The following is a 19,918-nucleotide window of genomic DNA, read 5'->3' on the forward strand; positions in this document are numbered from 1 at the left end:
GCTTTTCAGCCTATGAACGTTCAGAAGCCGGCAGAGGAGCTCGGCCCGCTGCCGATATTCCGTTTTCTGCTTTGCAGACGATCCGGTCTGTTCCGAGCATTTGTCGGGAAGTTCGTTATCCAGCGATGACGCCGAGGCTCCTTGAGTCGCTGGCGCCACAGTGGATCTGCTTCAGAGAGTACCGCGAGCGAAAGAATCGCCGGGCATATCCAGACGGCCGTCTTCGCAGTGTTGCGCCTATTTTAGGCTGTTGGAGCTCCCATTGGGTGCTCAAGAAGCTGCACCAGGGGCATAATAAGGCTATACTAAGGGCAGGGTTAGCTAGCGCCAACATCGATATAGGGAAAAATGGTGCCCAAGGGCGGGATCGAACCACCGACACTGCGATTTTCAGTCGCATGCTCTACCAACTGAGCTACTTGGGCCCACACCGCGATTGCGATTGGAGGCGTGCCTTTACGGGTGGCTTTCGCCGCTGTCCAGCCCCTCTTCGTCATTTTCTTTGACTGGGATGCGATAACCTTCGCCCAGCCATTGCAGCAGGTCGCGGTCCTTGCATCCGCGCGAGCAGAAGGGCGCGTGCTCGGCGGCGGTCGGTTTGTCGCAGATGGGGCAGGTGGTCATGCGCGTTCCAGTTGCAGCGGGCGGCCCGTGCGGCGGGCGAGTTCGTCGCGCCAGTCGGGGTTGGCCATCAATCGATCATAGAGGGTGGCGGAGAGCCGGTGCACGGGCGCGGGGCCGGGCGGCTCGCGCTCCCACTGGCGCAGCAGCGCGCGGGCGCGGGCGCCGATCGGGTCGATGCCCAGTCGCTCGGGGATCGACGCACGCGGGCGCGGGCGGACGATCTGGAGGAAACCGAAGCCGTTGACCGCCGTCCGCTCGAAGGGAAGGGGGAGCGCGGCGTCCAGCGCCTCCGCCACCGCCTGGCGCGGGCCCTTGCCCTCCAGCGTGGGGAAGTCGATGCCGATCGACCCGCCAATGCCGTGGCGCAGGATCGCCTCCGCCACCGCGCGGGCAGCGGCGATCGACAGCGGCTCGTGCGGGGGCGAGCCGTCGACGTCGAACAAGGTCATCGCCGGGGTCGGCGTCATGCGCAGCACGCCCGCGCCGAAGCCGATCTCGCCCGTCACCGCCTCGTCGAGCAGTTCGGACCAGCCCGCCGCTTCCAGATCGTCGGGCTGATGGGCCAGGAGTTCGCGGACCGGAAAGCCGGTCGCGGCGATTCGCATGCGCAGATCGGGGCCGGGGGCGGGGAGGGCATCTTCGGGGGCGACCTGCGCCTTGGGCAGCTTGGATCGGCCGCGTTCGGGAATCGCCTCGCGGGTGACGATGACGGTCAGTGCCGACCCTTGCGTCATCCCCTTGGGCACCGGCGCCAGCAGCACGTCGCCGCCCTGCGCCAACGTCACCCGGCCCTGTCGACCGGGAAGCAGTTCGACCAGCCGCCCCTCGGCCACGGTGCCGACCGTGAGCGTGCCGGTCAGCTCGATCGCGGCTTGGACAATCCGGCCGTCCTCGACCAGCGCGGCGCGCGTCTCGCCGATCCCGGCCTCATAGAGCCATTCAGACAAGCGGCAGTCCGGCGGACTTCAACAGGGCGCGGGTCTCGAACAACGGCAGGCCGACCACGCCCGAATGGCTGCCTTGCAGGAAGCGGACGAACGCCTCGGCGCGGCCCTGGATGGCATAGCCTCCGGCCTTGCCCAGCCCTTCGCCGCACGCGATGTACGCGTCGATTTCGTCGTCGGAGAGGGGCTTGAACGCGACGATCGTGTCGGCCAGCCGGGTGCGGACCGTGCCGCCCGCATCGATGACGCACACCGCCGACAGCGCATGATGCCGCCGCCCGGACATCAGGCGCAGCAGCTTGCGCTGCACCTCTTTGGTCTCGGCGGGGGGCAGGATACGGCGGCCCAGCGCGATGGTGGTGTCGCCCGCGACGACGATCTCACCCTCGGCACGGTCAACCGCGTGCGCCTTTTCCACCGCCAACCGCAGCGCATAACTACGGGGCAGCTCGGCGGGACGCGGCGCTTCGTCGATGTCGGGCGAGGCCACGCGGTCGGGCACGACTCCCAGCCGCGCCAGCAGATCGCGGCGGCGCGGGGAGGAGGATGCAAGGACGATCGGCATAGGGGGCCGGTCGGTCACTTGAAGCGGTAGGTGATCCGGCCCTTGGTCAGGTCGTACGGCGTCAGCTCGACGAGCACTTCGTCGCCGACCAGCACGCGGATGCGGTTCTTGCGCATCTTGCCCGCCGTGTGCCCCAGGATCTCGTGATCATTCTCGAGCTGGACGCGGAACATCGCATTGGGGAGGAGTTCCACCACGCGGCCGCGCATCTCGAGCAGTTCTTCCTTGGCCAAAAAATACCTCGGTTCGTCGTGTTATAGGGTATGTCGAAGAGGCGCCGCCATAGCCGCAATGGCCTCAAAAGGAAAGGCGCGCCGAATCAGTCCCGGATATGGGGGTGGGTTAGGCGTGGGGCAAGGTTGTTTGGCCCCTAATTCCTCCCCTGTAAGGGGAGGGGGACCAGCGAAGCTGGTGGAGGGGTATCAGCCGTGGTGAGTGAGGTCTTTCCTCGCCTACCGGGACACCCCTCCGTCAGGCCTTCGGCCTGCCACCTTCCCTTGCAGGGGAGGAATTGGCGCCCTTACGCCGGATTATACTTGGCCAGGAACGCCGCCATCGCCTTCAGGAATTCCAGCCGGTCCTCGCCGCGGGTGAAGTGGTGGTCGGCCAGCGGCTGTTCGATATAGTTCACCGGCTTGCCCGCCGCCTTCAGCGCGGCGACCATCATGCGCGACTGGTTGACGGGCACGCGCTTGTCCTCCTTGCCATGGACGATCAGCAGCGGGATCGTCATGTCGGCGGCACCGAAACGGGGCGAGACGGCGCGGTAATCCGGGGCCTGTTTGTGCAGCCAGTCGGCACGCGTCTTGCTGAACAGGAAGCGCGAGTCGTAGCGCTTCATCGCCTGCAGATCGGACACGCCGGCATAGGAGATGGCGCAGCGATACAGCGCCCCGTCGCGCTGCGCCGCGCGCATCGCGGCATAACCGCCATAGGACGCGCCGACCATGCACACCCGCTTGGGGTCGGCGATCCCTTCCTTGGCCAGATAGGTGACGGCGTCGTTCAGGTCGTCCTGCATCTTCAGGCCCCATTCGCCCTCGCCCTTCCTGGCGAAGTCGGTGCCATAGCCCGACGAGCCGCGATAATTGGGCTGGATCACCGCATAGCCCAGCTCGGCGAGATACTGGGTCCACCAGTCCCAGCTTTCCGAATCGCGCGCGAACGGCCCGCCATGCGGCAGCACGATCAGCGGCAGATTCTTGTCGCTGCGACCGCGCGGCAGGGTCAGCACCGACTCGATCTTGGTGCCGTCGCGCGCCGTATAGGTGACGCTGCGCACCGGCGACAGGCGCCGTCCGCGCAGTTGCGGGTTGTTCCAGGTCAGGAACTGCATGTTCCCATAGGCGATGTCCCAGTAATAGAGCGCCCCCGCCTGGGAGGGGCCGCCGACCTCGACCAGGAAGCGGTCGCGCGCCTTGTCCCAGGACGTGATCTCGGCACGGCGCGGGGTGACGGCCTTGTCGATCAGGTCCTGCAATTCCTTGATCCGGGGATCGGTCCAGGCATCGTGATAGCGCTGGTCGGTATAGCGGATGGCGGCGATGTCGTTGCCATCGGCGTTGCGGATGACGCCGTCGATGTCATAGCCGGCCACGCTGCTCAGCTTGCGGCCCAGCTTCAGGTCGGGGAGCGTTACCTCGTAGAGCGCGTCATAGCCGTCGCTGTCGTCGATCGCGAGCGCGGTGCCGTCGGCGCGGAAGATGCTGGGGATCAGCACCGATTCGTCCTTGCGACCATTGGCACGCGCGATGGTGCGGAAGGATTCGGCATTTGTCTGACGATAGAGGATGCTCTTCTGCCGCGTCTCGTCGCTGTAGCGCACACCCATGCGCAGCTGGCCCTGGCCGTCCGCATACCAGTCCCACACATCGGTCTGGCCGCTGGCGATGCGCTTGACCCGTCCGGTCGAGACATCCGCCTCATAGACCGACGGATAGACGTCGGACATGTTGTAGATGCCGGTCTGCTTGGCGAACAGGATACGCGGGGTGCCGTCATGCGCGGTCCACAGCACCTCATCGGCGCGGAAGCCCGAATTCTCCCAGTCGATCCGCACCATCTTGGTCATGTCGGCGCGGATGCCGATCAGGCGGGTGACATAATATTCCTCGCCCTGGATCACGTCCTGGCTGCCCAGCCCGACGACCAGCCATTCGTCATTGACCCAGCGCCACCAGTTGACGTCGACCTTGTCGCTGAGCGCGGCGAGCGCGGGTTTGCCATGGTCCTTGACCAGCGGCGCGACCATCAGGAACTGCTTGCCGTTGAGCGCGCGCTTGGCGGCGATGCGGGTGCCGTCGGGCGACAGCGCGGGGCTTTCGAACTCGGGCAGCAGCGCGAAGGCCTCGACCGGAACGGGGCCGGCGGCCGCCGGTGCGGGCGCGGGCGTGTCGGTCGCAGGCGGCGGCGCGGCCTTGTCCTGCGTCATCGCGGTCAGGCTCATCAGGGCGAGCGCCGTCACCGACGCGCCCAGCATCTTCATCACACCCTTGGTCACGCAATCCCCCCTTGGCCGGACGCTCTCCCCTATGTCCGGCTGATGCAGATTAGCACCGGGCGGCGGCGGCGAGAAAGCAAATTCAGCGTGGGGCTGCGTGCTCGAAGCCCAGGCGCGGTGGCAGGGGGATCGGGCCGGCGGTGTCGAACAGGCTCAGGCCCGCACCGGCATCGAACCGGCCGACCCGCGTGGCGGCGACCGGCGGCGTAACGTCGGGCGGCAGCGCGAAGAGGAGTTCGTAATCATCCCCAGCGGTCGCGGCGGCCAGCCGTGCCGCCCGGTCCTCTCCGCCAAGCGCGCGCGCGGCGGGGGAGAGGCGCACGGCATCGAGATCGATGGTGACGGCCAGACCGCTGGCCTGCGCCATGCGGGCGGCGTCGATCAGCAGACCGTCCGAGACATCCATCATCGCATGGACGACGGGTGCCAGCGCGCGACCCTCCGTCAGCCGGGGCTGGGGGCGGCGATAGGCGTCGCGCAAGGCCTCGGGGCCGGTGCCGCCCATGGCGATGGCCAGTCCCAGCCCGGCATCGCCGATCGTACCCGTCACCCAAAGCGCATCGCCGGCCCGCGCCCCGCTGCGCACCGGGGCGGCGGCTTCGCGGCCAAAGGCGGTGAGCGTCAGCACGCGGGGACCCCGCAACGACACCGTGTCGCCGCCGATCAGCCGCGCGTCGAAGCGGGCAAGGGCGAGCGACAGCCCGTCGAGAAAGGCATGGTCCCAGGCGGAATCGCCCAGCGGATAGTTGAGCAGCACCCCCTCGACCAACGCCCCCTTGGCGGCAAGGTCGGAGAGGTTGGTGGCGACCAGCTTCCACGCGACATCGCCGGGCGGGTCCTGGGGCAGGAAATGCACCCCCTCGACCAGCGTGTCGGTGGTGACGACCAGCGGCCCGGCATCGATCACCGCGCTGTCGTCCATCAGGCCATGCGCGCCGGGATGCAGCGGCATCCGGCGCAATGCGGCGATGAACTCCGCCTCGGTCATCGGGAAAGGATCAGGTGCGCGCGACCTTGGCGATCGCGTCGAGCAGGCCGTTGACGAAGCCCGATTCGCGCTTTTCGTAAAAAGCGTGGGCGACATCGACATATTCGCTGATCACCGCACCGACCGGCACGTCATGCCGCGCGATCAGTTCATAGGTGCCGGCGCGCAGGATCGCCTTCATCGGCTTGTCGAGCCGGTTCAGCGTCCAGCCCTTGGCCAGCTTGCCCTCGATCATCACGTCGATCTCGCCCAGGCGCGCCTGCACGCCCTTCACGATGTCGTCGAAGAAATCGATATCGGCATCGGCATATTCGACATCCTCGATCGTCGCGCCGATGCGGTGATTGTGGAATTCGTGGAGCAGCGTGGCCAGCGGCGTCTGTTCCATGTCATGCTGGTAAAGCGCCTGAACGGCGGCAAGGCGCGCGGCGGCGCGCGCCTGGGTACGGGCGGTGGGACGAGTCATTGGCGGGCCTTTACCGGGCTGTCGCCAATTCGTCACGTATTTTGGGAGCGGGGGTGTTGCGGCGGGGGGCAGGGCGTGGCCTTCGACTTCGCTCAGGCTGAACGGAGGTTGGTATGCTGGGTCTCAATCCTTTCGCTCCGTTCAGCGTGAGCGAAGTCGAAGGCCAAGGGATGCCAGACGTCACAATTCCCGACGAAAATACACTACCCGCTCTGTCTCGACGAACCCCAGCGCGCGGTGCATCGCATGGGAGTCAGTGTTGTCCAGTTCCGCATCGGATGCGAACTCCGAACAGCCCCGCGCCCGACCCCAATCCGCCACCGCCGCGATCAGTGCACGCGCAACGCCGCGCCGACGATGGCCCGGATCGACGAACAGCCCTTCCAGAAACAGCACCGGCGATCCATCGCAGCCATTGACGTAATCCTGCCGCACCGCCGCCTCGGCAAAGCCGATGACCCGGTCATCCGCCAGCGCAACGAAGTTTCCGTCGCCCTCGGGTAAGTCCGCCGGATCGCCCGCTTCCTCGCCCCAAAGCGTCGCCCGCAGCGTCAGCCACCGCTCCCGATGCTCCGGCGCGGCGGGCGCGACGATCACCGGTTGAGCCGCAGCCGCAGCGCCACCGACTTGGCATGGGCGGGCAGCCCCTCGGCATGCGCCAACGCCACCGTGGCGGGGCCGAGTTCGTTCAGCGCCGTCTCGGTCAGGCCGAGAAAGCTGGTGCGCTTCATGAAGTCGAGCACCGACAACCCGCTGGCGAAGCGCGCGCGGCGGCCGGTCGGCAGGACATGGTTGGGCCCCGCGACATAATCGCCGATCGCCTCGGGCGTATGGCGGCCCAGGAACACCGATCCGGCATGGCGTAAGCGGTCGAACAGCGCTTGCGGGTCGTCCACTGCCAGTTCGAGATGCTCGGGCGCGAGCCGGTCGACCAGCGGCATGGCGGCTTCCAGCGAATCGACCACGATGATCGCGCCGTTCGCGTCCCAGGCGGTGCGCGCGACGCTGGCGGTCGCGAGTTCCGGGATTTGCCGGTCGACCGCGTCCGCCACGCGCTCGGCGAAACCGGCATCGTCGGTGAACAGGATCGACTGGGTGACAGTGTCATGCTCGGCTTGGCTCAGCAGGTCGGCCGCGATCCAGTCGGGGTCGTTCTTGCCGTCCGCGACGACGACGATCTCGGAGGGGCCAGCCACCATGTCGATGCCGACCATGCCGTAAACCTGCCGCTTGGCCTCGGCGACCCAGGCATTGCCGGGGCCGGTGACGACATCGACCTGCTGGATGCGGCCTGCGCCATAGGCCAGCGCGCCCACGGCCTGTGCGCCGCCGACGCGCCACACCTCGTCCACCCCCGCCAGATGCGCGGCGGCGAGGACCAGATGGTTGATCTCGCCCTTGGGTGTCGGCGTGACCATCACCAGCCGCTCGACCCCCGCCACCTTGGCGGGAATCGCGTTCATCAGCAGTGAGGAGGGATAGGCCGCGCGTCCGCCGGGCACGTATATTCCCGCCGCATCCACCGCCGTCCAGCGCGCACCCAGCCGGACGCCCTGCGCATCGACATAGTCGGTGTCGGTCGGCTTCTGCTTTTCGTGATAGGCACGGATGCGCGCGGCGGCGAGATCGAGCGCGGCGCGCAGTTCGGGCTCCAGCGCGTCATAGGCCGCGCGGCAATCCGCCGGTTCGATCCGCCAGCCGGTCTCGGCCAGGTCGTGCCCGTCGAACTGCTTGGTGAAGGCCGCCACCGCCGCCTCGCCATCGTCGCGGACCGCGCGCAGGATCACCTGCACGTCGCGCGCGACATCGGCATCGCTCTCGCGACGGGCATCGACCAGTTCGTCGAAGGCGGCGGCGAACCCTGCGTCTTGCGTGTTCAGCCGGATCATGCGGCTTCCCTTTCGGCGACGGCGCGGCGGAACGCCTCGACCAGCGGCACGACCTGGCCCCGCGTCTTCATCGCGGCGCGGTTGACGACCAGGCGCGACGTGACCTCCTCGATCACCTCGACTTCGACCAGCCCGTTTTCCTTGAGCGTCCGGCCCGACGACACCAGGTCGACGATGCGCGGCGCCAGACCCAGCGTGGGGGCCAGCTCCATCGCGCCGTTCAGCTTGACGCACTCGGCCTGCACGCCCCTCGCCGCGAAGTGGCGGCTGGTGATGTGCGGATATTTGGTTGCGACGCGGACATGGCTCCAGCCGCGCGGATCGTCGCTTTCCGCCATGGCGGCGGGCTCGGCGACCGAGATGCGGCAATGGCCGATCTTCAGGTCGACGGGTGCGTACAGCTCGGAATAGCCGAACTCGGACAGCACGTCCGACCCGACGATGCCCAGCTGCGCCGCGCCGTGGGCGACGAAGGTGGCGACGTCGAAGGCGCGGACGCGGATCAGCTCGATGCCGGGGACATCGGTGGCGAAGCGCAGCGCGCGGCTGTCCTTGTCGGTGAAGGCCGGTTCGGGCCGGATGCCGGCGGCGGCAAGCAGCGGCAGCGCCTCGGCCAGGATGCGTCCCTTGGGGACGGCGATGATCAGCGGTTGGGCCATGAGGATCGGGGGCTTAACCCCCGCCACCGGGGATCGCAATTCTTATCCTCCCTGGTACGGGGAGGGGGACCATCCGCAGGATGGTGGAGGGGGAGTGCCGCAAGGGACGTCCCGCGTGGCGATCCCCCTCCGTCAGGCCTGCGGCCTGCCACCTCCCCGTGCCGGGGAGGATTAAGATTACACCTTCGCGGCGTAGATCATCCGACCGGGGCCGAGATTGGCGAACACGCGGTCCAGGTCGTTCTCGCCGACCGCGAAACAGCCCTGGCTGCGGCCCAGCATGCCGTGCGTCTTGATCATGTCGCGATTGGCGTACCAGGCCGAGTGGATCACGATCGCGCGGCCCAGCGCATTGTCGTTGGTCGGGTCCAGCCCGATCAGCCGCTGCGACCGGCCATGCTTGCCGACATAATAATTGTCGGTCAGGAAGGCGCCCTCGCTGCTGGCGTTCGAGTTGAACGCGTTGGAGAAGCGCTGGAGATAGCCGCTGTGCGACGGGTCCGACCCGCTGCCGTGCGAGACGAGCAGCGACTGGCTCTTGCCGCTGACCAGATCGATCAGGTGCAGGCGCGGTTCGGACGAACCGACCGCGAAGTCGACGATCGCCATCCGGTCGCGCTGGTGCACGCGGCTGCCATGCTTTTGCAGCGCGGCCATCGCCTCGCGGAACAGGGCGGGGCGGACGACGCGCGGCGACGCCATGACGGGGCGCGACGCGACCTCGACCGGGTTGGGCATGGTCGGGTGATTGGGCAGCGGCGGCTGCCGCATGGGCTGCAGATCCCGCCCCGTCAGACGCTGACGCGCATTGACCGCCCCCGGCACCGCCAGTGCGCCGGCTAGAACCAGCGCGTTCTTCAACAGCGCGCGCCGACCCGGCGCCGCGTCCAGATTTTCGAGCATTATGATCCTTCTAACCCCAGAAGTCCCGCGACTCCCTAGATAGCAGAACAGAGCCGGAATTTCTGCCCATCGGGCATCGGTTGATCGTTCTGTTCCATCAACTCGACGAAAGTTCCGTCGCACCGCAAAAAATTTCGCTCGGCACAAATTGTGGCTTGACGGGTTTAAGAATTTATGAACTCGCCAAGGAAAAGGGATATGAAGGCTCTCGCTTTTGCCGCCCTGCTGGGCGCGACGACGCTGGGTTTCGCCGCACCGGCCATGGCCGCCGACGATGGCGCGGCGACCGCCACCATCGCGCAGGCCGCCGCCGCACTTGCCCCGAATCGCTTCGTCTGGGCCGATCCGCAAGTCGACGCTGTCGACCCGGTCGCCATGCCGGTCACGGTCGTCGTCAGCCTGCCGATGCAGCGTGCCTATGTCTATCGCGGCGAGACGATGGTCGCGGCGGCGTCCGTGTCGACCGGCAAGGATGGCAAGGATACCCCCGTCGGCATCTTCCCGATCCTGCAGAAGCGCGAAATGCATCGCAGCAACCTGTACAACAATGCGCCCATGCCCTTCATGCAGCGGCTGACCTGGGACGGCGTGGCGCTGCATGCGGGCAATAATCCGGGCTTCCCCGATTCGCATGGCTGCATCCGCTTGCCGGCCGCGTTCGCCAAGAAGCTGTTCGAGACGACGTCGGTGGGCACCACCGTGGTGGTAACCGACCAGATGGTCGGCGATCATCTCGATCCGATGCTGTTGCAGACCGAGGCCAGCCAGGCGAATCAGGCGCAGTTGGCGTCGCTCAATCCGTAAGCGTCTCGCGTGGCCTTCGATTGCGCTCAGGCTGAACGGTCGTGGGATTTCAGCACCGCACTCCGTCCACGCTGAGCGAAGTCGAAGCGCAAGGGCTGTCGCTGCGGCTAGACTACCAGACCCAAGTCCCGCAGACGCGGTCGCAAGGCTGCCGCATCAGTGAAGTGCAGCGCCACGATGCCCAGCTTCGCCGCCGCATCGATATTGGCCTGATTGTCGTCGATGAACACCGCTTCCCGCGGCTCCAGCCCGAACCGGGCGAGCGCGAGATGGTAGATGGCGGGATCGGGCTTCACCAGCTTCTCGGTCCCCGACACCACGATGTCGCGGAATCGATCGAACAGCGCCGCTTCCTGGATGCGGAAGGGCGGCCAGAATTCATGGCTGAAGTTCGTGATCGCGAACAGCGGGATGCCGGCGGCATCCAGTTCGGCGACGAGTTCGTGCATGCCCGGAATCGGGTCGCCGATGCTCTCGCGGAAACGCGGCCCCCAGGCGCCGATCAGGTCGGCATGGTGCGGATGCAGCGCGATCAGCTCCGCCGAGGTGTCGGCGAAGTCGCGGCCAGCATCATGCTGGAAATGCCATTCGGTGGTAACCACATCGCGCACGAACGCATCGAGCGCCCGATCGTCCGCGATCAGGCGCCGATACAGGATGCGCGGGTCCCAGTCGTACAGGACGCGACCGACGTCGAAGATGACGGCGGTCGGCCGATCGGGACGCGGATCGGCCAAGCGGCCGGACGCGTCCTGGTCGATCGGCGGCAAGGCTGATTAGCCCTGGCGCGCCTTGAAACGACGGTTGGTCTTGTTGATGACGTAGGTGCGGCCGCGACGGCGGATCACGCGGTTGTCCCGGTGACGATCCTTGAGCGACTTCAGGGAATTGCGGATCTTCATGATCGATTCGCTTCTTTTTGAACTGGAGGTGATCTGGAAAGCGTCGCCGCCTAGTGGCAACCGGCACTGAAGTCAAGGTTCCGGCATGACGGATGGGTCATGATCGCCATGCCCTCTTCCGCCGCCGGATCATCCCCCATATGTCATGCGTTGCCCATCCGTAACATCCTTCAAGGTGTCTTCAACGCATGAAAGCCCGCTCGCTCCTGATCCTCGCGGCCGCCGCCGGAACGCTGGCCGCCTGTTCCACCACGGGCGGGCGCCTGCCGCCGACCGAGGTGATCCGCTATCACCTGGGCGAGCCGATCGCGCGCGGCACCATCCGGGTCGAACCGCTGTCGAGCACCGGCCCGGCCAGCATCGAGTTCAAGACCTATGCTGCGGCGGTCGAGACCGCGCTGCTGCGTAACGGCTATGCGCTGCCCCAGGGGGATGCGCAGCCCGATTATATCGCGACCGTGGCCTTCACCCGCGCCAACCGGCTGGGGCCGCCGCGTCCGTCGCCCTTTTCGATCGGGCTGGGGGGCGGCAGCTTCTCGGGTGGTCGTGGCGGCGGTGTCGGCCTGGGTGGCGGGCTGAGCCTGCCCATCGGCAAGAGCCGCCCGCAGGAGATCATCGGCACCGAGCTGTCGGTCCAGATCAAGCGCCGCATGGACCAGTCGCCGATCTGGGAAGGCAGCGCGCGCAACATGGCCCCGGTCGAAACGCTGGCCAAGATCGACGCCCCGTCACAGGCGGCCAAGCTGGCCAATGCGCTGTTCACCGGCTTCCCCGGCGAATCGGGTCGCACGATCGAGGTGAAGTGAGGTGAGCGACCTGACGATCAACGCCGCGTTCGACAGCGGCAATATCCGCGTGGTCGCGATCGAGGGCGACCGGGTCGACCTGGAGATCGTCGCCGATCACCAGTCCGATTTCTACCAGTGGTTCTATTTCCGCGTCGGCGGCGCGAAGGGGCGGACGCTGACCTTCCGCATCCTGAACGGCACCGATTCCGCCTTTCCGCAAGGCTGGCCCGGCTATCACGTCCGCGCCTCGACCGACCGGCAGGACTGGCGGATGACGCCGACGACCTATACCGACGGCGTGCTCACATGGCAGTGGACGGGCGAGACGGATCTCGCCTGGTTCGCCTATTTCGAGCCGTACACCATGGAACGGCACCATGATCTGGTCGCGCGAATCGCGGGCCGCGGCGTGCATCACGAGGAACTGGGCCAGACGCTCGACGGCCAGCCGATCGATTATTTCCGAATCGGTTCGGGACCGAAGCAGGTGTGGCTCTATGCCCGCCAGCATCCGGGCGAATCGATGGCCGAATGGTGGATGGAAGGCGCACTCGACTGGCTGACCAGCCCGGCCGCCGAATCGCTGCTGGCGGCGGCGACCGTGCACGTCGTGCCCAACATGAACCCGGACGGCACGCGGCGCGGCCATCTGCGCACCAATGCCGCCGGCGTGAACCTCAACCGCGAATGGCACACGCCCACGCCGGAGCGCAGCCCGGAAGTGCTGTGCGTGCGCAACCGGATGGACGAGACGGGGGTCGACTTCGCGATCGACGCGCATGGCGACGAGGCGATCCCCGCCAACTTCATCGCCGGCTATGAGGGCATTCCCAGCTGGACCGAGGATCACGGCGCCAAATTCTATGAATTCGGCCGTCGCCTGGCCGCCCACACGCCCGATTTCCAGACCCAGATGGGCTATGAGAAGGCGAGTGCGGGCAATGCCAACCTGTCCATGTCGACCAACCAGCTCGCCGAGCGGTTTGGTGCGGTGTCGGTGACGCTGGAAATGCCGTTCAAGGATCATGTCGCCAATCCGGACCGCGTCCACGGCTGGTCGGGCGAACGCTCGGCGAAACTGGGTGTGTCGTGCCTGGAGGTATTGAGCGAGATGATCGGGGAGATTTGATCTGGGGTAGGGGAGGTCCTCCGGGAGAGGGCTTCCCTTGGCCTTCGACTTCGGCGCGAGCGCCGAAGTTTATCCTGAGCGGCTGGCTTGCCAGCCAGTCGAAGGGCTCAGGCTGAACGAAGGGTGAGCAAGGTCTGTGTTCGCGCAGAGGCGCAGAGGACGCAGAGAGGTTTGCGGGCGGCAGCCCTCCGTTTCCCTACAAGCGTTAAGATGACAGTGCCGCAGCTGCGGCGGGACCAGACACCTCTGCGTCCTCCGCGCCTCTGCGCGAACCTTATCCTGCCCTCCGTTCAGCCTGAGCGAAGTCGAAGGCCACGCGCCGGCACCTACCGCGCAACCCCCTCCGCCGCGAGATAACGGTCCAACTCCGCCAACACTCGCGCAAGCCCAGCCGCATCCCCCGCCTCGGCGCGCACGGTCAGCGCCGCCTGGGTATTGGACGCGCGCAACAACCACCAGCCGTCCGCCGTCCGCACCCGGACGCCGTCCGTCTCGTTGATGTCCGCGCCCTGAGCGCGCAACGCCGCGCAGACCCGCTCGACGATGGCGAACTTGTCCGCCTCAGCCACCGTGATCCGTGTCTCGGGAATATCGACTATCGCCGGCATGGCCCCGCGCAGCTCGGTCATCGATCGGCCTGCTAGATGCGCCGCGCGGATCAGGCGGATCGCGGCGTAATGGGCGTCGTCGAAGCCGTACCATTCGCCGGCGAAGAACATATGCCCCGACATCTCGCCGCCCAGCGGCGCCGCCGTTTCGACCATTTTGGTCTTCATCAGGCTGTGCCCGGTCTTCCACATCACCGGCTGTCCGCCCAGGCCGGCGACATGGTCGAACAGCGCCTGGCTCGCCTTCACATCGGCGACGATCGGCGCGCCGGGATGCTCGGCGAGCGTCGGGCCGGCGAGGATCATCAGGATCTGGTCGCCCCAGATCACCCGGCCCCGACCATCGACCGCGCCGATTCGGTCGCCATCGCCATCGAAAGCGAATCCGAAATCGAGGCGTCTGTCGGCGACCAGCCGTTTCAGCGCCTCTAGGTTCGCCTCGACCGTCGGATCGGGGTGATGATGCGGGAAATGACCGTCCACATCGGTGAACAGCGTATGGTGCTCACCCGGCAGGCGCTGGACCAGCTTTTCGATGACGGGGCCGGCCGCGCCGCTGCCGCAGTCCCAGCCGATGCGATATTCGCCGCCTTCGAAACCGGCCAGCAGCCGGTCGACATAGGCGTCGAGGATGTCGACCGCCTCGACCGTCCCTGCGCCCTCGGTCCAGTCGCGTGCCGCCGCCATGCGCGCGAGGTCCTGCACATCCTCGCCAAAAAAGGGGCGATGCTGCAGCACCATCTTGAAGCCATTGTCGTCGCGGGGATTGTGGCTGCCCGTTACCTGTACGGCGCCGTCCACCCCTAGGGTCGCTTCGGCGAAATAGACCATCGGCGTTGGGCCGAGGCCAAGGCGAATGACATCGACGCCGCTCGCCGTCAGCCCCTCGATCAGCGCCGCCTCCAGCGCGGGCGAGCTGAGCCGGCCGTCGCGGCCGACCGCGATACGGGTGCCACCGGCGCGCCGCACCCGCGTGGCGAAGCCGCGCCCAACGGCATAGGCCGCGCGCTCGTCCAGCGTTTCGGGCACGGTGCCGCGCACGTCATATTCGCGCAGCGCCGTGGGATGGATGGCGGCGGCGCGCCTAGCCATGCCGGCGGTCCAGCAGCAGGTCGCGCGCGGCATTGACCCGCCGCGTCAGATCGGCCGAACCGCCACGATCGGGATGGACCTGCGCGACCAGCCGGCGATGCGCCTGGCGAATGGCCTCGGCATCCGCCTGGGGCGGCAGGTCGAGGATCGCCAGCGCCTCCGCCTCATCCTGCGGCAGGCGCGGGGGTGGTGCCGCCTTTTTGGGGCGGGGCAGATAGCGCCACACCAGCCAGATGACGAGCAGCGCGAGCAGCCATTTCACGGGTGCGCCCGATCAGGCCGCATCGGGCCGCGCGCCGGCTTCCGCCCAGGCCTCGGGCAGTTGCAGCGCGGCCATCATCTCGCGCAGCTCCTGCCGCGCGGCGACATGGCCGAGACCCATCGCGCCGAATTCCTTGGCGTCGATCATGGTCAGGCCGTTGGGGAACATCTCGCGATAGATGACGCGCTCGCCCAGGCCCGGGATCACCCGGAAGCCGACCCGGCGCGACAGGTCGGTCAGCGCGTCCGACACGCGGCGCATGTTGCGCGCCTCGATATGCTGCAGGCGGTTGCGCAGCACGACCCAGTCGATCGTCGTGCCATCGGCGCGGGCCCGCTGCTTGCGCGCGTCCCAGATCAGCTCCGAATAGAAACTGGGGCGCGTCACCTGGAACGTCTCCGGGTCGACCTGTCCGATCAGGTCGAAGTCGACGAAGCTGTCGTTCATCGGCGTGACCAGCGTGTTGGACAGCGCCGCCGCCGTCCGCGCGAAATGGTCGTCGCGGCCGGGCGTGTCGACGATCAGGAAGTCGGCATCCTGCGACAGGCCGAACCAGAGTTCCTCGAACCCCTCCTCGGTCTGGCTGCTGTGCGTCGCGTGCACCGGCATGGGCAGCTTGTGCCCGGTGCGCTTGATCGTCTCGGCCCGATTGTCGAGATAGCGGCCCACCGTCCGCTGGCGATGATCCAGATCGAGACACGCCACGCGTGCGCCCTTCGCGGCCAGCGCGATCGCCACATGAACCGCCGTCGTCGATTTGCCTGTGCCGCCTTTTTCATTGGCAAAGACAATGACGTGCGTTGAAGATAGCCGTTCCGGCAACTCGTCGCTTCCTTATTGATCCCCGTTGCCACCCTACATAGAAGCCCTCGGCGTGGGGAACGAGGGGTAAAATCAGTGCAAGTCATTCGGGATCGCGAAGCCTTGGTTGCGGCGCTTGCGGCGCTGCGGGCCGATGGCGTGCGCATCGCCTTCGTACCGACCATGGGCGCGCTCCATGCCGGGCATATCGCGCTGATCGAGGCGGCGAAGCGTCCGGGCACCAAGGTGGTGGCGTCCATTTTCGTCAATCCCAAGCAGTTCGGGCCGAACGAGGATCTGGGCCGCTATCCCCGTCGCGAGCAGGCCGACATCCGGATGCTGACGGAGGCGGGTTGCGACCTGGTCTGGATGCCGGGCGTCGAGGCGATGTATCAGGACGGGCATGCGACGACGATCCATGTCGCCGGCGTCAGCGAAGGCTATGACGGCGAATCGCGCCCCGGCCATTTCGACGGCGTGGCCACGGTAGTCGCCAAGCTGTTCAACCAGGTGAAGCCCGACGCCGCCTATTTCGGCGAGAAGGATTTCCAGCAGTTGGCGGTGATCCGCCGCATGGTCGCCGATCTGGACTTCGGTATCGAGATCGTCGGCGTGCCGACCCAGCGCGACGATGACGGCCTGGCCCTGTCGTCGCGCAACATCTATCTCGACGAGGAACAGCGGGTCAAGGCGGTGGCGCTGCCGCGCGCCCTCGGCGTCGCCGCGCGCGCGATCGGGCGGGGCGAGGAGGCGGCGACCGTGCTGGCTGATGCCCGCGCCACGCTGACCGCCGCGGGGTTCGAGGTCGACTATATCGCGCTGGCCGATGCCGAGACGCTGGCACCCGATCCCGCCGCCGATCGTCCCCGCCGCCTGCTCGCCGCCGCACGCATGGGCGCGACCCGATTGATCGATAACATCGCTATCACGGACGGTTAATCGATTAACCAATTTGTGACCGTATTGGGCATATTCTCCGAGTCGAACACGAAGGATGTTCGACAACGGGGGCTCATATGGCCAATAGCAGCAAGAGCGCGCAGTTCCTGACGGAAAGCCGGCTCGTCGATCAGGCGACCGGCCAGAACGGCGCGATGATGTACGATCTGGGGGTCGCCTATTCGACCGGGTCGGGCGGGGTCCGATACGACCTGATCGAGGCGCACAAATGGTTCAACCTGGCGGCGGTGGCGGGCTTTCTGCCGGCGCAGATCGCCCGGGCCGAGATCGCGACGGACATGAGCCCGCGCGACATCGCCGAGGCGCAGCGTCAGGCCCGCAACTTCCTCTACAGCAGCCGTACGCCGCAGATGCGCGCGGCCTGACCGATCCGCGCCGCGCCGATCCGCCTCGTTGGGGAGGACGGGATCAGGCGTCGCTCTTCGGTTTCGCCGCCGCCTTCCTGGCGGGCGCCTTCTTGGCCGCCGGTTTCTTTTCGGCCGCCGTCTTCGATGTGGCCGTCTTGGTCGCCGCCTTCTTGGCCGGGGCCTTTTTCGCCGGCTTCTTGCGCGCCGGTGCCGCCGCCGCCCGCGCGTCGATCAGTTGCGCGGCTTCTTCCAGCGTCAGCTGATCCTTGTCGACCGTCTTAGGGATGGTCGCGTTCGTCTCGCCATCGGTGACGTACGGGCCATAGCGCCCTTCCATCAGCTTGATCTCCGCCTCGGTGCGCGGATGCTTGCCCAGTATTTTCAGCGGTTCGCGCGACGCGGTCCCACGCGCCGCCCGTCCACCGCCCGCCGCCGCCTCGGCCAGCTTGACCACGGCGGCGTTCATGCCCGTTTCGAACACATCCGATGTCGACGTCAGCCGCGCATATTTACCCGCATGCGCCAGATAGGGACCATAGCGCCCGATCGACGCGGTGATCGGCTCGCCCGTCTCCGGGTGATTGCCGATGGTGCGCGGCAGGCTGAGCAGCTTCAATGCCCATTCCAGGTCGAGATCGACATCCTTGGGAATCGAAGCGCGCTTGGCGTCCTTGCCCTCGCCCAGCTGGATATAGGGGCCGAATCGCCCCGACTTCCGCTCGACCGGCAGCCCGGTTTCGGGGTCCTGACCCAGCGTTTCGGGGCCCGAACCCTCGCCCGCGCCTTCGCCCCCTTGCGCGAATCGGCGGGTATATTTGCACTCGGGATAGTTGGAGCAGGCGATGAACGCGCCGAATCGACCGCCGCGCAGCGCCAGCTTGCCCTCGCCGCAGTTCGGGCACAGGCGCGGGTCCGCCCCGTCCGCCCGCTCGGGGAAGAGGTAAGGCGCGAGGAATTGATCCAGTTCGGCGGTAATGGCCGAGGGCTGCTGCTCCATCACCTCCGAGGTGCGCGGCTTGAAGTCGCGCCAGAAGGCGTCGAGCACCGCCTGCCACTGGGCGCGGCCGCCGGACACGTCGTCCAGCTCCTCTTCCAGTTCGGCGGTATAGTCATAGCCGACATATTTCTCGAAGAAGCGTTCGAGGAACGCCGTCACCAGCCGCCCGCTCTCCTCGGCGAAGAAGCGGTTCTTCTCGACGCGCACGTACGCGCGGTCCTTCAGCGTCTTGATGATCGAGGCATAGGTGGACGGACGCCCGATGCCGAGTTCCTCCATCCGCTTGACCAGCGACGCCTCGGAGAAGCGCGGCGGTGGCTGGGTGAAGTGCTGCTCGGCCTTGACCTCCTTCTTGGCGGGGGCATCGCCCTCGCGCAGGCGGGGGAGGCGGCGCGCTTCCTCATCCTGGCTGTCGTCCTGACCTTCCTCATAGAGCGCCAGATAGCCGGGGAAGAGCACGACCTGGCCGGTCGCGCGCAACACATGACGCCCGGTGCCGTCGGCCATGTCGATGGTGGTCCGCTCCATCCGCGCCGACGCCATTTGCGACGCCAGCGCGCGCTTCCAGATCAAGTCGTAGAGGCGGCCATGATCGCCCGATCCGGCATGGTCTCGGGAGAAGTCGGTGGGGCGAATCGCCTCGTGCGCTTCCTGCGCGTTCTTCGCCTTCGACTGATAGACACGCGGCTTGTCCGGGACGTATGACGCGTCATAGCGGTCGGCCACGGCCTTGCGCGCCGCCGAGATGGCCGAGCCGTCCATCTGGACGCCGTCGGTCCGCATGTACGTGATCGCGCCGTCCTCATAGAGCTGCTGCGCGATCCGCATCGTGTGATCGGCCGAGAAGCCCAGCTTGCGCGCGGCTTCCTGTTGCAGGGTCGAGGTGGTGAAGGGCGGCGGCGGGTTGCGCGTCGCGGGCTTGGTTTCGACCGACTGGACCTGGAACCGGCCCGCCTCGACATCCGCCTTGGCGCGGGTGGCGTCGCCTTCATTGCCGATCGACAGGCGGTCGAGCTTCTTGCCCTCCCACTGGACCAGCCGCGCGACGAAGGGGGTGCCGTCCTGCTCCATATCGGCCGTCACCGACCAATATTCCTGGGGCTTGAACGCCTCGATCTCACGTTCGCGCCCGACGATCAGGCGCAGCGCGACCGACTGGACGCGCCCCGCCGACTTGGCGCCGGGGAGCTTGCGCCACAGCACCGGCGACAAAGTGAAGCCGACCAGATAGTCGAGCGCGCGGCGTGCGCGGTAGGCGTCGATCAGGTCGGTATCCAGCTCGCGCGGATTCTGCATCGCGTGCAGGATGGCGGGCTTGGTGATCGCGTTGAACGTCACCCGCTCGACCTTGTCGGGCAGCGCCTTGCGGTTCTTGAGCACCTCCTGGACGTGCCACGAAATCGCCTCGCCCTCGCGATCAGGGTCGGTGGCCAGGATCAGACGGTCGGCCTTCTTGGCCTCGTCGGCGATCGCCTTGAGCTGGCGCGCCTTGTCCGCGTAATTCTCCCACTCCATCGCGAAATTCTGGTCCGGGTCGACCGAGCCGTCCTTGGGCGGCAGGTCGCGGACGTGACCATAGCTCGCCAGGACGCGGTAGTCCGAACCCAGATATTTCTCGATGGTCTTCGCCTTGGCGGGCGATTCGACGATGACAAGCTGCATGAGTGGTAAAACTACGTCCCTTACGTGT

The 19,918-nt window shown here is 67.0% G+C and carries 22 protein-coding genes and 1 tRNA gene; 5 read left to right on the plus strand and 18 right to left on the minus strand.

Going from position 1 to position 19,918, the window contains the following annotated elements; all coding sequences use genetic code 11:
- Positions 1-349: 349 nt before the first annotated feature.
- The 12 genes from GGR48_RS01045 to GGR48_RS01100 all read right to left on the minus strand — a co-directional run bounded on the left by GGR48_RS01045 (position 350) and on the right by GGR48_RS01100 (position 9,538).
- Positions 350-425, minus strand: a tRNA-Phe gene (locus GGR48_RS01045).
- Positions 426-456: 31 nt separating this feature from the next.
- Entirely contained in the window at positions 457-624 is a 168-nt protein-coding gene (locus GGR48_RS01050) for a DNA gyrase inhibitor YacG (RefSeq protein WP_076709552.1), read from the minus strand.
- On the minus strand, positions 621-1,571 hold the full coding sequence (locus GGR48_RS01055) for a ribonuclease (protein WP_183949977.1): 951 nt from the start codon (positions 1,569-1,571) through the stop codon (positions 621-623). Before GGR48_RS01055 ends, GGR48_RS01050 begins: the two co-directional genes overlap by 4 nt.
- Positions 1,564-2,133 (minus strand): Maf family protein, encoded by a 570-nt coding sequence (locus tag GGR48_RS01060; protein ID WP_183949979.1) that lies wholly within the window; start codon positions 2,131-2,133, stop codon positions 1,564-1,566. The genes GGR48_RS01055 and GGR48_RS01060 overlap by 8 nt, the downstream gene beginning before the upstream one ends.
- Before the next feature lie 14 nt (positions 2,134-2,147).
- Positions 2,148-2,366, minus strand: coding sequence for a translation initiation factor IF-1 (gene infA / locus GGR48_RS01065; protein ID WP_007403889.1), 219 nt, complete (start codon positions 2,364-2,366; stop codon positions 2,148-2,150).
- Between the two features lie 287 nt (positions 2,367-2,653).
- Positions 2,654-4,612 carry an alpha/beta hydrolase family protein gene (locus tag GGR48_RS01070; protein WP_420854085.1) on the minus strand — a complete coding sequence of 653 codons (1,959 nt, stop codon included), beginning with the start codon at positions 4,610-4,612 and terminating at the stop codon, positions 2,654-2,656.
- A 103-nt stretch (positions 4,613-4,715) separates the two neighbouring features.
- A complete protein-coding gene (thiL, locus tag GGR48_RS01075; RefSeq protein WP_183949983.1) occupies positions 4,716-5,621 on the minus strand; it encodes a thiamine-phosphate kinase in 906 nt (301 codons plus the stop codon).
- A gap of 10 nt (positions 5,622-5,631) precedes the next feature.
- Positions 5,632-6,087 carry a transcription antitermination factor NusB gene (gene nusB, locus GGR48_RS01080; RefSeq protein ID WP_183949985.1) on the minus strand — a complete coding sequence of 152 codons (456 nt, stop codon included), beginning with the start codon at positions 6,085-6,087 and terminating at the stop codon, positions 5,632-5,634.
- Positions 6,088-6,267: 180 nt separating this feature from the next.
- Positions 6,268-6,684, minus strand: coding sequence for an aminoglycoside 6'-N-acetyltransferase (gene aac(6'), locus GGR48_RS01085; RefSeq protein ID WP_183949987.1), 417 nt, complete (start codon positions 6,682-6,684; stop codon positions 6,268-6,270).
- Entirely contained in the window at positions 6,681-7,976 is a 1,296-nt protein-coding gene (gene hisD / locus GGR48_RS01090; protein ID WP_183949989.1) for a histidinol dehydrogenase, read from the minus strand. Before hisD ends, aac(6') begins: the two co-directional genes overlap by 4 nt.
- A complete protein-coding gene (gene hisG / locus GGR48_RS01095) occupies positions 7,973-8,635 on the minus strand; it encodes an ATP phosphoribosyltransferase (protein WP_183949991.1) in 663 nt (220 codons plus the stop codon). The genes hisD and hisG overlap by 4 nt, the downstream gene beginning before the upstream one ends.
- A 177-nt stretch (positions 8,636-8,812) precedes the next feature.
- A complete protein-coding gene (locus GGR48_RS01100) occupies positions 8,813-9,538 on the minus strand; it encodes a murein L,D-transpeptidase catalytic domain family protein (RefSeq protein ID WP_183949993.1) in 726 nt (241 codons plus the stop codon).
- Positions 9,539-9,736: 198 nt separating this feature from the next.
- Here GGR48_RS01100 and GGR48_RS01105 point away from each other — a divergent pair, with 198 nt between their 5' ends.
- Positions 9,737-10,342: a L,D-transpeptidase family protein gene (locus GGR48_RS01105; RefSeq protein WP_183949995.1), complete on the plus strand. Its 606-nt coding sequence runs from the start codon at positions 9,737-9,739 to the stop codon at positions 10,340-10,342.
- A gap of 107 nt (positions 10,343-10,449) precedes the next feature.
- Here the strand turns inward: GGR48_RS01105 and GGR48_RS01110 are convergent, their stop codons facing one another.
- Positions 10,450-11,103, minus strand: a complete 654-nt coding sequence (locus GGR48_RS01110) for an HAD family hydrolase (RefSeq protein WP_338110550.1) — start codon at positions 11,101-11,103, stop codon at positions 10,450-10,452.
- 15 nt (positions 11,104-11,118) lie between these two features.
- A complete protein-coding gene (ykgO, locus tag GGR48_RS01115) occupies positions 11,119-11,244 on the minus strand; it encodes a type B 50S ribosomal protein L36 (RefSeq protein WP_003046794.1) in 126 nt (41 codons plus the stop codon).
- Between the two features lie 188 nt (positions 11,245-11,432).
- Between ykgO and GGR48_RS01120 the strand changes: the two genes are divergently transcribed.
- On the plus strand, positions 11,433-12,050 hold the full coding sequence (locus tag GGR48_RS01120) for a DUF4136 domain-containing protein (RefSeq protein WP_183949997.1): 618 nt from the start codon (positions 11,433-11,435) through the stop codon (positions 12,048-12,050).
- 1 nt (position 12,051) lies between these two features.
- Positions 12,052-13,161: a carboxypeptidase family protein gene (locus GGR48_RS01125; RefSeq protein ID WP_183949999.1), complete on the plus strand. Its 1,110-nt coding sequence runs from the start codon at positions 12,052-12,054 to the stop codon at positions 13,159-13,161.
- 326 nt (positions 13,162-13,487) lie between these two features.
- Here the strand turns inward: GGR48_RS01125 and pgmG are convergent, their stop codons facing one another.
- From pgmG to GGR48_RS01140, 3 genes are read right to left on the minus strand one after another with little or no spacing between them, the layout of a single operon-like run.
- A complete protein-coding gene (gene pgmG, locus GGR48_RS01130) occupies positions 13,488-14,861 on the minus strand; it encodes a phosphoglucomutase/phosphomannomutase PgmG (protein WP_183950000.1) in 1,374 nt (457 codons plus the stop codon).
- A complete protein-coding gene (locus tag GGR48_RS01135; protein WP_183950002.1) occupies positions 14,854-15,123 on the minus strand; it encodes a DnaJ domain-containing protein in 270 nt (89 codons plus the stop codon). Before GGR48_RS01135 ends, pgmG begins: the two co-directional genes overlap by 8 nt.
- Before the next feature lie 12 nt (positions 15,124-15,135).
- A complete protein-coding gene (locus GGR48_RS01140; protein ID WP_183950004.1) occupies positions 15,136-15,945 on the minus strand; it encodes a division plane positioning ATPase MipZ in 810 nt (269 codons plus the stop codon).
- Between the two features lie 75 nt (positions 15,946-16,020).
- Here GGR48_RS01140 and panC point away from each other — a divergent pair, with 75 nt between their 5' ends.
- Entirely contained in the window at positions 16,021-16,863 is an 843-nt protein-coding gene (gene panC, locus GGR48_RS01145; RefSeq protein ID WP_183950006.1) for a pantoate--beta-alanine ligase, read from the plus strand.
- 77 nt (positions 16,864-16,940) lie between these two features.
- Positions 16,941-17,249 (plus strand): hypothetical protein, encoded by a 309-nt coding sequence (locus tag GGR48_RS01150; RefSeq protein WP_183950008.1) that lies wholly within the window; start codon positions 16,941-16,943, stop codon positions 17,247-17,249.
- Between the two features lie 43 nt (positions 17,250-17,292).
- Here GGR48_RS01150 and topA read toward each other — a convergent pair whose 3' ends face one another.
- Entirely contained in the window at positions 17,293-19,890 is a 2,598-nt protein-coding gene (gene topA, locus GGR48_RS01155; protein ID WP_183950010.1) for a type I DNA topoisomerase, read from the minus strand.
- Between the last annotated feature and the right edge of the window lie 28 nt (positions 19,891-19,918).

Source organism: Sphingomonas pseudosanguinis (genome assembly GCF_014196255.1).
Lineage (GTDB): Bacteria > Pseudomonadota > Alphaproteobacteria > Sphingomonadales > Sphingomonadaceae > Sphingomonas > Sphingomonas pseudosanguinis.

Excerpts from the sequence above, each read along its gene's own strand:
- GGR48_RS01050 (WP_076709552.1), bottom strand. The coding sequence starts at position 624 with ATGACCACCTGCCCCATCTGCGACAAACCGACCGCCGCCGAGCACGCG.
- GGR48_RS01060 (WP_183949979.1), bottom strand. The coding sequence starts at position 2,133 with ATGCCGATCGTCCTTGCATCCTCCTCCCCGCGCCGCCGCGATCTGCTG.
- GGR48_RS01070 (WP_420854085.1), bottom strand. The coding sequence starts at position 4,612 with ATGCTGGGCGCGTCGGTGACGGCGCTCGCCCTGATGAGCCTGACCGCG.
- thiL (WP_183949983.1), bottom strand. The coding sequence starts at position 5,621 with ATGACCGAGGCGGAGTTCATCGCCGCATTGCGCCGGATGCCGCTGCAT.
- nusB (WP_183949985.1), bottom strand. The coding sequence starts at position 6,087 with ATGACTCGTCCCACCGCCCGTACCCAGGCGCGCGCCGCCGCGCGCCTT.
- hisD (WP_183949989.1), bottom strand. The coding sequence starts at position 7,976 with ATGATCCGGCTGAACACGCAAGACGCAGGGTTCGCCGCCGCCTTCGAC.
- hisG (WP_183949991.1), bottom strand. The coding sequence starts at position 8,635 with ATGGCCCAACCGCTGATCATCGCCGTCCCCAAGGGACGCATCCTGGCC.
- GGR48_RS01100 (WP_183949993.1), bottom strand. The coding sequence starts at position 9,538 with ATGCTCGAAAATCTGGACGCGGCGCCGGGTCGGCGCGCGCTGTTGAAG.
- GGR48_RS01105 (WP_183949995.1), top strand. The coding sequence starts at position 9,737 with ATGAAGGCTCTCGCTTTTGCCGCCCTGCTGGGCGCGACGACGCTGGGT.
- ykgO (WP_003046794.1), bottom strand. The coding sequence starts at position 11,244 with ATGAAGATCCGCAATTCCCTGAAGTCGCTCAAGGATCGTCACCGGGAC.
- GGR48_RS01120 (WP_183949997.1), top strand. The coding sequence starts at position 11,433 with ATGAAAGCCCGCTCGCTCCTGATCCTCGCGGCCGCCGCCGGAACGCTG.
- pgmG (WP_183950000.1), bottom strand. The coding sequence starts at position 14,861 with ATGGCTAGGCGCGCCGCCGCCATCCATCCCACGGCGCTGCGCGAATAT.
- GGR48_RS01150 (WP_183950008.1), top strand. The coding sequence starts at position 16,941 with ATGGCCAATAGCAGCAAGAGCGCGCAGTTCCTGACGGAAAGCCGGCTC.
- topA (WP_183950010.1), bottom strand. The coding sequence starts at position 19,890 with ATGCAGCTTGTCATCGTCGAATCGCCCGCCAAGGCGAAGACCATCGAG.